The sequence below is a fragment of the Chitinophaga sp. genome, assembly GCF_036569125.1.
Lineage (GTDB): Bacteria > Bacteroidota > Bacteroidia > Chitinophagales > Chitinophagaceae > Chitinophaga.
This window is the reverse complement of the sequence record NZ_DATCRF010000237.1, coordinates 1-8445: the sequence shown is the minus strand read 5'-3', so window position 1 is coordinate 8445 and position 8445 is coordinate 1. Positions and strand designations below refer to the sequence as shown.

The window sequence follows — 8445 nt, the reverse complement described above, 5'->3', positions numbered from 1 at the left end:
CTTGGGATCATACTCTTTGTTAACATCTGAAGAGTAGGGCTTGCGGGGGCGTTCGTTTCTCTCAAAATTCATCTTACTTAATTAAGCGTTTGAAGCAATAATAGCTATGATTTCATAAAAATGAAATTCATCTCCATGGTGAGTGATATAGTTAGTGCCGATGATACCCAGGTATGGTCATCCCGGGTTTTCTCCAGTCCACATTAATATACCGGCTTTATCATTTTTGTGTTTAAAATTCTCTTTACCTGTTTCTTAGTTTTAGCTGGAAGAATTACCTCTTTCCGGAAGAATAAAGATAATTGAGTGCCGCATTCCTACAATTATTATGGTGCGCATTCCTTTATTATACCGCACCTATCATATTATTTTCTCATTAGTGTTTTGGCGAATCCAATTTAGCTCAGAACGACAGATTGATGCTACCTGATATCAAATATACGGGAATATCGACGTCATTCACTGATCCACCCCATTTATTTTACACTGTCAGTCGTTTCATAACAAACTTTTTTCATTTTCCTGTTCAAAGTACCGGCTGGCATAGGTAAATGGTTTTTCAACAGTAATTATAAGGCTAAGCTACTACTTTGTTGGTAAATTTTCTGTAAATTATCTTTTAAATAACAAAATTTTTCTACCACCAGTGCGCCTAAGCCGTTCAATCTCCATCCAGTAAATTTCCCAGGCCGCCCAGTATGCTACCCTCTTCTTTACGGGGTCCTGTACCATACGCAATAATGCGGCCAGCCAAACGGCTGATGGGCAGGGACTGGATCCATACCTTACCGGGACCTCTGAGCGTGGCAAAGAACAAGCCTTCGCCACCAAAAACCATATTCTTTATTCCTTTTACAAACTCAATATCAAAATCCACATTCTGGGTGTAGGCCACTACGCAACCGGTGTCTATTTTCAGCACTTCACCAGCCTGCAGTTCCTTTTCTATTACCAGGCCGCCGGCGTGTACAAAGGCCAGGCCATCGCCTTCCAGCTTCTGCATTATAAAACCTTCCCCGCCAAAAATGCCCGTGCCCAGCCTGCGCTGCCACTCTATTCCTATGCTTACGCCTTTGGCGGCGCAAAGGAATGCATCTTTCTGGCAAATTACCTTACCGCCCATCAGGGCCAGGTCCATGGGAATAATTTTACCGGGGTAAGGGGCTGCAAAGCTCACTCTTTTCTTTCCTTGTCCCACATTTGTAAAGGCGGTCATGAACAGGCTTTCTCCCGTGATCATGCGTTTGCCGGCGGAAAGCAGCTTCCCGAAAAGGCCCTGGCTGGGCTGGGAGCCATCTCCAAACATGGTTTGCATTTGTATTTCCTGGTCCATCATCATAAAGCTTCCGCTTTCTGCAACGGCCGTTTCCTGGGGGTCTAACTCTATTTCTACTATCTGGATCTCCTCCCCGTATATCTTATAATCGATTTCGTGGTTCCGCATATGATTTTGATCTTTTCGGGATATCTGTGTCAAAAGTAATAAATGCAGCAACTAAACAACTGTTAAATATTACAAAAAAAAACCGTCCCGATAGATATCGGAACGGTGATCTGTTAAACCTACAACTGTTACACTGTATGGCTATTGTTTAAATAGCCAGCTATTTTAATTCATTGAAATATTTGTTTCCATGCTGTGCGCATGTTCTTTGTCTTCTTTAGCCATTTCCGCATCTGTGAAAAATGCATACGGTTTGCTGGATACATAATGCGGATCATGCAGCCTGCGTACGGTTTCCTTTTTGCTGAACAGCTTCAGGAACAGCACCAGGAAGGGTACATATTTTAAACCGCGCGGCAGCTTGTAATGATCCAGCACATCAATGGAACGCTTGTTCATGGCGTACATTACAGGCACCAGGATCAGCGTAAGGAAGGTGGCAAAGATCAACCCGAACACCATGGTCCAGGCCAGCGGGCCCCAGAAGGCTACGTTATCGCCCCCAAAGAACAGATGCGGGTTACCTTCGGAGAACAGGGTGGCAAAGTCAATGTTCAACCCTACGGCCAGCGGTATCAGGCCCAGGATGGCGGCTATGGCGGTAAGCAATACCGGCGTCATACGCGTTCTGCCGCCTTCTACCACGGCATCATACACCGGCGTACCCTGCTTGATCAGCAGATCAATAAACTCTACCAGCACTATACCGTTACGTACCACTACGCCTGCCAGCGCCATAATACCTACACCGGTCATTACAATGGAGATATCCATTCCAAAAACGGAGAAGCCCAGGAACACACCGATGATACTGAATACTATTTCCATGGCTATTACCAGCGGACGGCCTACTGAGTTGAACTGTGTTACCATGATCATAAACATCAGGCCTACTGCGCCCAGCATAGCCATTACCAGGAAGTTCATAGTTTCCTGCTGATCTTCCTGCTCACCGGTCATTTTTACAATTACGCTGTCCGGTTTGCTGAACTGGTTAATGGCGCTTTGTACCTTCTGCACTACCTCGTTGGTATTAAACCCGGTAAGTACATTGGAGTACAGGGTTACCACCCGTTTCTGATCGATACGTTTTACGCTGGCGTAAGTATTGGAATAAGTGATATTGGCTACTGCAGACAGGGGCACCTGGCGTATAGCGCCGCCCATGTTCATATCGCGGTAGGTAATGTTCAGGTTCATGAGCGTATTAATATTATTACGCTGATCTTCCTTAAAACGCACCATGATCTGGTAATCATCTTCCGGATCCCTGAACTTGGAAGCTTCCGCACCATACAGGGCATTGCGCAAAGCCATGCCTATTACACCGGTTGAAATGCCTTCCTTATTGGCTCTTTCACGGTCTATATTCACCAGTATTTCCGGCTTGTTGCTTTCAAAATCGCTCTTCAGCTCTTCCACACCACCTATCTGCAAAGAATCCAGGTAGCGTTTTAAGCGCATAGACGTTAACGTTAGCTCATTAAAATCATCCCCGCTGATCTCTATGTTAACCGGCTTGCCTGTGGGGGGGCCGCCCTGCTCCTGCTCTACCGTAATATCCGCACCGGGTATGCCTTTTACCGCATCGCGGATCTTGCCCAGGTAGTCTTTGGTAGATTGTCCTTTACGTGCGCCAAACTCCACAAAGGCTACAGTTACCTTACCTTTCTGCGGCTGCACGCTCTGATCCATCTGGCTGGGATCGCCGGCGCCTACTGCTACGTTGGAGATAATGGATTCCACAATAGGATTGTTAGCGCCTACTGTTTTAGTGATCCGCTGCTCTACAATATGCGTAATAGAATCTGTGTACTTCTGATCGGTACCATTCGGCAGCTCCAGGTAAGCATAAATAAAGTTCGGATCTGCCTGCGGGAAGAACACCACTTTAGGATTGCGGATACCGGTTAAGATAATGCTGAAGATCAGCAGGCCAAACGTGGCAAACAGAATGCCTATCGGACGCCAGCCTTTCAAACACCACTCCAAACGGCGGTGATACCATTCCTGCACCCTGGGCCATGTGTGCTGCTGGAAACGGCGGGCTACACCGCCCAGCCAGAAACGTTCCAGCACTATCAGCAGGTACATGAACACTACAAAGTTGCCCACGCCAAAACTATTGGCATATGCTATAAGCGCTATGACTGCAAATACAGCGGTGAGTATTTTAAACTTCTTGTCGAACTTAGGTTTGGGATGCTCCTCTCCTTCATGGCGGTCCATAAAATCAACTGCAAACACAGGGTTGATGATATAGGCTACTACCAGCGAGGCGCCCAGTGTAACGATCAACGTTACGGGCAGGAAGAACATGAAACTACCTATTACACCGGGCCAGAACAGCAGCGGCACAAAAGGCGCCAGCACGGTGAGCGTACCGGATAATACCGGCAGGAACACCTCGCCCGCCGCTATTTTAGCGGCTTTCACAATTCCAAGGTCGTGCCGTTCATGAAAGATCCTGTGCACGTTCTCTATCACCACAATGGCGTCATCCACCACTATACCCAATGCTAACAGGAAGGAGAACAGCACCATCATGTTCAACGTAAAGTCGAACATGGGTAGGATCAGAAATGCTATGAACATGGAGATGGGTACCGACAAGGCCACGAAGATGGCGTTCACCGCACCCATGAAGAACATGAGGATAATAGTTACCAGCACAAAACCAATGATGATGGTATTGATCAGATCATGCAGGGTTACGCGGGTGGATTTAGACTGATCGGCCGTGATATCCACTTTCAGGCCTTTGGGCAGATAGCTCTTTTGCATGTCTGCAATAATGCCGCGGATCTTGTCAGAGGCATCTATCAGGTTCTTACCGCTTTGTTTAATTACGTTCAGCGTAATTACATTCTTACCATTCAAACGGGCATAGCTTTCCTGCTCTTTAAAACCATCTACCACATCTGCCACATCTCTCAGATACACTACGGCGCCGGACATACCGCGCACTACAATGTTGCCGATCTTACTGGCATCCTTATACTCGCCTTTTACACTGAGGGTACGCTTTTGCCCATCCATAGATACCAGGCCGCCGGAGATGGTACGGTTCTCCGCACCTACTGCGTTAATGATATCATCAAAGCTGATGCGGGCGGCGTCCATCTTGTATTTATCCACGTTGATCTGGATCTCGCGGTCCAGCGCGCCTACAATATCCACGCGGGTAATTTCCGTGAGCGCTTCAATGCGGTCCTGCATTTCATCTGCATACTTCTTTAAGGATTGCAGATCAAAATCGCCGGAGAGGTTCACGTTCATGATAGGGATCTGCGATACATCTATCTTAATGATCTGCGGTTCCTTACCATTTACGGTGAGGTCGGAAGGCAGGTCGGCCTTGGCTTCATCTACCTTCTCGCGCACTTCCTGCCGCGCGGTTTCTATATCCACATCGGTATTAAATTCTATGGTGATGATGGAATAGTCCTGCAGGGAGGTGCTTTTAATTTCCTTTACACCGGAGATGCCGCCCAACTGTTTTTCAATGGGCTTGGTCACCAGCGTTTCCATATCTTCCGGCGCCGTACCGGGGTACAGCGTATTAATATAGAACTGTGGAAACACTACTTCCGGGAATTGCTCCTTGGGTAACGATATGTAGGAAAGGATACCGGCAAAGGCTATGATAATGGTGGCTACATAAATACTCACCTTATTATCAATGGCCCAGCTGGTAGGCTTAAATTCTTTATTCAGGTTGTCTTGCATACATTAGCTTTTAGCTTAGCTGATAGCTAGAGTTTAATCAGGTCGTTATCATTTAATCCCTGGTAACCGGTTGTCACCAGCTTCTCGCCCACCTGCAGTCCGTTCTTTATTTCGGCTATATCATTATAGGTACGCCCCATTTCAATATCGCGGCGCTGTGCCAGCATTTTACCACCCGCTTCCTTAGCCACTACCACAAAGGGTTTGCCCATGGTGTACTGTATTACGTTCACTGGTATCACTACTGCATTTTTTGCAGTGTAATCTATGATCTTCACATGGGCTATCATGTTAGGGCGCAGGGCCTGATCGGCCGGCAGCGGCACTTCAATTTTAATGGTACGGCTTTGCGGATCAATGGTGCGGGATGCAAAACCTATTTTGGTACGGATGTCTTTATTAATGTCCGGGAAGCTGATAAGCACTGCATCGCCGGTTTTTACATTACCTGCATAGCCTTCTGCTACATTGGCTACTACTTTTAATGCATTGCTGTTCACCACGCGGAAAGCAGCGGTTGGGGAAGCGGGACCAACGTTATCTCCCAGCTTGGCTATTACTGCATCTACCGTTCCATTGATGGGGGAAACAATGCGGGTTTGCGCCAGCTGCTCGTTTAAGGTACCCAGCTTTCTTTCCAGGCTTTCTTTATTGTTCTTTGCGGTAAGGAACTGCATTTCACTGCCTATTTTCTGATCCCAGAGGCGCTTTTGCTTTTCGTAGGTAGTAGTGGCCAGCTCCAGCTGTGTTTTCAGCTCTGAGATACTGGAGCGCGCCAGCTGATCATCCACCTGGCCCAGGGTTTGGCCTTTGCTTACCTGCTGGCCTTCTTTTACCAGGATGGCGGTTACTACACCGGGTACTTTGGAGGTTACGTTCACATTTTCACGTGCATCCACACTGCCCTGCACATCAATATAATGCTGGAAGGTAGTATCGTCCAGGGTGGCCAGGGTAACGGTTTTTACTCTTTCTACGGTATCTGTTTTACCTACCTCTTTTTCCAGGGCGGCTATCTGTGATTCCAGCTTTGACCGTTGCTCCTTTAGTTTTTGCAGCTGGGCTTCCTTATTGGGAGCGCCCCCGCCGCAAGCGGCCAGTATAAGGGTAGCGAAGGGAATAACGAAATATCTTTTGGTCATATAGATCGAATTTTAAAGATCAGTTTAGGTTTAGCTTTTACAATTTTCCGTAGGCCTTCATGTAATCAATCTTCGCCACTATCGTATTGTACAAGGCATCGAAATAATTCTTCTGTGCGGTGAGCAGATCGTTTTCCGCGGTGCTCATTTCCAGGCTGCTGCCTACCCCTTCACGGTACTTAACCTGGGTAGTGGTATATACTTCCTGCGCCAGCTGCATATTCTGCTCCTGTGATTGCAGGGTAAGCAGGTTATTGCGGAAGGTGGAGGCAGATTGTGATTGTTCCAGGTCAATAGACAGCTTCAGGTTCTCTACATTCTGCTCTGTTTTTTTCAGGGCCAGGAAAGCCTGGTCTACCTGCCGTTTGCGCTGGAAGCCGGCAAAAATGGGTACGGAAAGGTTCAGCCCCAGCGTGCTATAGCCATACCAGGTAGGGTTCCTGAAATAATCGAACTCGCTGGAACCTCTCAAAGAGCCGGCAGAGGCATTAAAGGACAGCGTAGGCAGGCCTTTCATCTTATACCGTTTCAGATCATATTCGTTTGCCCGTTTCTGTGACTGCAGCACCTGGTACTCTATCCGCTGATCGTAATTGAAATTATCCACGCTCACTGTTTGCGCTGCAATGGCTTCGGTAGAGAGCGTGTCCGTTAATTCTATGGTTTGCGCCATGGGCATGCCCATCTGGAATTTCAGTGCAGCGGTGCCTACTTCTATCAGGTTGCGCAGCTTGGTGATCTCTGTGCTAAGGTTAGCCATTTGCACGGTTAAGCGGTCAACATCCAGCTTCTCGGCCAGCCCGTTCTTATAGGTTTCGCGGGTATCGGAAAGGGTTTTCTCCAGTGTGGCAATATTCCCTTTGAGAATGGTGAGCGCTTTATTGGCGGAGAGCACATTGTAGTATGCTTTGTATACGGCTACCTTTACATCTACCTCTGATTTTTGCACATTGCGCGCAACCAGCTCCTCCAGCGTTTTGCGGGCCTGTAAGGCTACCAGCACGCTGGGGTCAAATAAGGTTTGGTTAAGCTTTATATCACCGGTCATGTTATGGGTGAGCCCAAAAGCCACGGCCTGGTAAGTGCCTTCCGGCGCATTGGGATCAAAGTTGTGCAGATCTATCTGCGACTTTTGCAGTACGGGTGAATAGGAGTAAGCGCCGTTAGCGGTAATGGTGGGTAATGCCAGCCCGCTTACTTCCTTGTTCTTAGCCAGCTGAATAAGCTCATCCAGCTTAGCATTTTTAATTGTTGTTTGATTAGCGAGTGCATAATCCACGGCCTGTTTGGCGCTAAGCTGCAAGGGCCCCTGTGGCTGCGGCGTAGTTTGCTGCGCGCGCAGTGTGGTGGTAAGTGCCATTAGCAGTAGCAATGAACCGGCCAGGATAATGTGCTTTCGTTCTGATTGCATACAGTTGTATCTATTTGTTTAGCGATAGTTGTTGTTGCCTGTACTTTTCTATTAAGCGGAAACCTTCTTCCGACGATACGCCGTATAAAAAATGCTCCAGTAATACGCGCTGCACCTTTCCCATATCATAGCCCGTCAGCGGGAACACTTCCGGCTGAAAACACACCATGGCGGAGGCAATGCGGAACTGGGTGAGGATGTTCACATCCAGATCTTTCCGGTACAGCCCTTCCCCGATGCCCCGTTCCAGGTTAGTGCGGATGGTGGTGCGCAGGGAGCTGTTGCGGTATTCCTGGAACACCAGGAATGCCTGGGAATGGAACTTTTGCAGGTCCAGCATGATCACGGGGTTCATGTTGCGCAGCTTTTCGTCCATCATGTTCATGATCCCGAACAGCTCTTCTATGGCGTTATCTGCTTTGCTGATGATGATGCGTTCCTCTTCCTGGATAATTTCCAGGTACCGCCTGATGGCATGCACTACCATATCGTCCTTATCTACAAAATGCGCATATAAGGTTTTTTTGGAAATGCCCATGCGGGTGGCAATATCGTCCATGGTAATGGACCTGGTGCCGTATTGCCGGAACAGGCCAAAGGCAGTATCTAATATTCTTTCCTGTACTTCCATGGTTCAAATGGGCGCTGAGAGGTATCTAATGCCCCGACAAAACTAGGGAAACTTTTTAAACTACAAAAGTTTCCATAATAAAAAAATG

Annotated in this window: 5 protein-coding genes; all 5 read right to left on the bottom strand. The window is 47.7% G+C overall.

Going from position 1 to position 8445, the window contains the following annotated elements; genetic code table 11:
* Positions 1-661: 661 nt before the first annotated feature.
* Positions 662-1444 (bottom strand): TIGR00266 family protein, encoded by a 783-nt coding sequence (locus VIM87_RS08440; protein WP_331996556.1) that lies wholly within the window; start codon positions 1442-1444, stop codon positions 662-664.
* Between the two features lie 165 nt (positions 1445-1609).
* Positions 1610-5173 carry an efflux RND transporter permease subunit gene (locus tag VIM87_RS08435; RefSeq protein ID WP_331996555.1) on the bottom strand — a complete coding sequence of 1188 codons (3564 nt, stop codon included), beginning with the start codon at positions 5171-5173 and terminating at the stop codon, positions 1610-1612.
* Between the two features lie 26 nt (positions 5174-5199).
* Positions 5200-6315, bottom strand: a complete 1116-nt coding sequence (locus VIM87_RS08430; protein ID WP_331996554.1) for an efflux RND transporter periplasmic adaptor subunit — start codon at positions 6313-6315, stop codon at positions 5200-5202.
* 37 nt (positions 6316-6352) lie between these two features.
* Positions 6353-7726: a TolC family protein gene (locus tag VIM87_RS08425; protein ID WP_331996553.1), complete on the bottom strand. Its 1374-nt coding sequence runs from the start codon at positions 7724-7726 to the stop codon at positions 6353-6355.
* Between the two features lie 10 nt (positions 7727-7736).
* Complete coding sequence (locus VIM87_RS08420) at positions 7737-8357, bottom strand: TetR/AcrR family transcriptional regulator (protein ID WP_331996552.1); 621 nt, start codon at positions 8355-8357, stop codon at positions 7737-7739.
* Positions 8358-8445: the final 88 nt, after the last annotated feature.

Excerpts from the sequence above, each read along its gene's own strand:
- VIM87_RS08440 (WP_331996556.1), bottom strand. The coding sequence starts at position 1,444 with ATGCGGAACCACGAAATCGATTATAAGATATACGGGGAGGAGATCCAG.
- VIM87_RS08435 (WP_331996555.1), bottom strand. The coding sequence starts at position 5,173 with ATGCAAGACAACCTGAATAAAGAATTTAAGCCTACCAGCTGGGCCATT.
- VIM87_RS08430 (WP_331996554.1), bottom strand. The coding sequence starts at position 6,315 with ATGACCAAAAGATATTTCGTTATTCCCTTCGCTACCCTTATACTGGCC.
- VIM87_RS08425 (WP_331996553.1), bottom strand. The coding sequence starts at position 7,726 with ATGCAATCAGAACGAAAGCACATTATCCTGGCCGGTTCATTGCTACTG.
- VIM87_RS08420 (WP_331996552.1), bottom strand. The coding sequence starts at position 8,357 with ATGGAAGTACAGGAAAGAATATTAGATACTGCCTTTGGCCTGTTCCGG.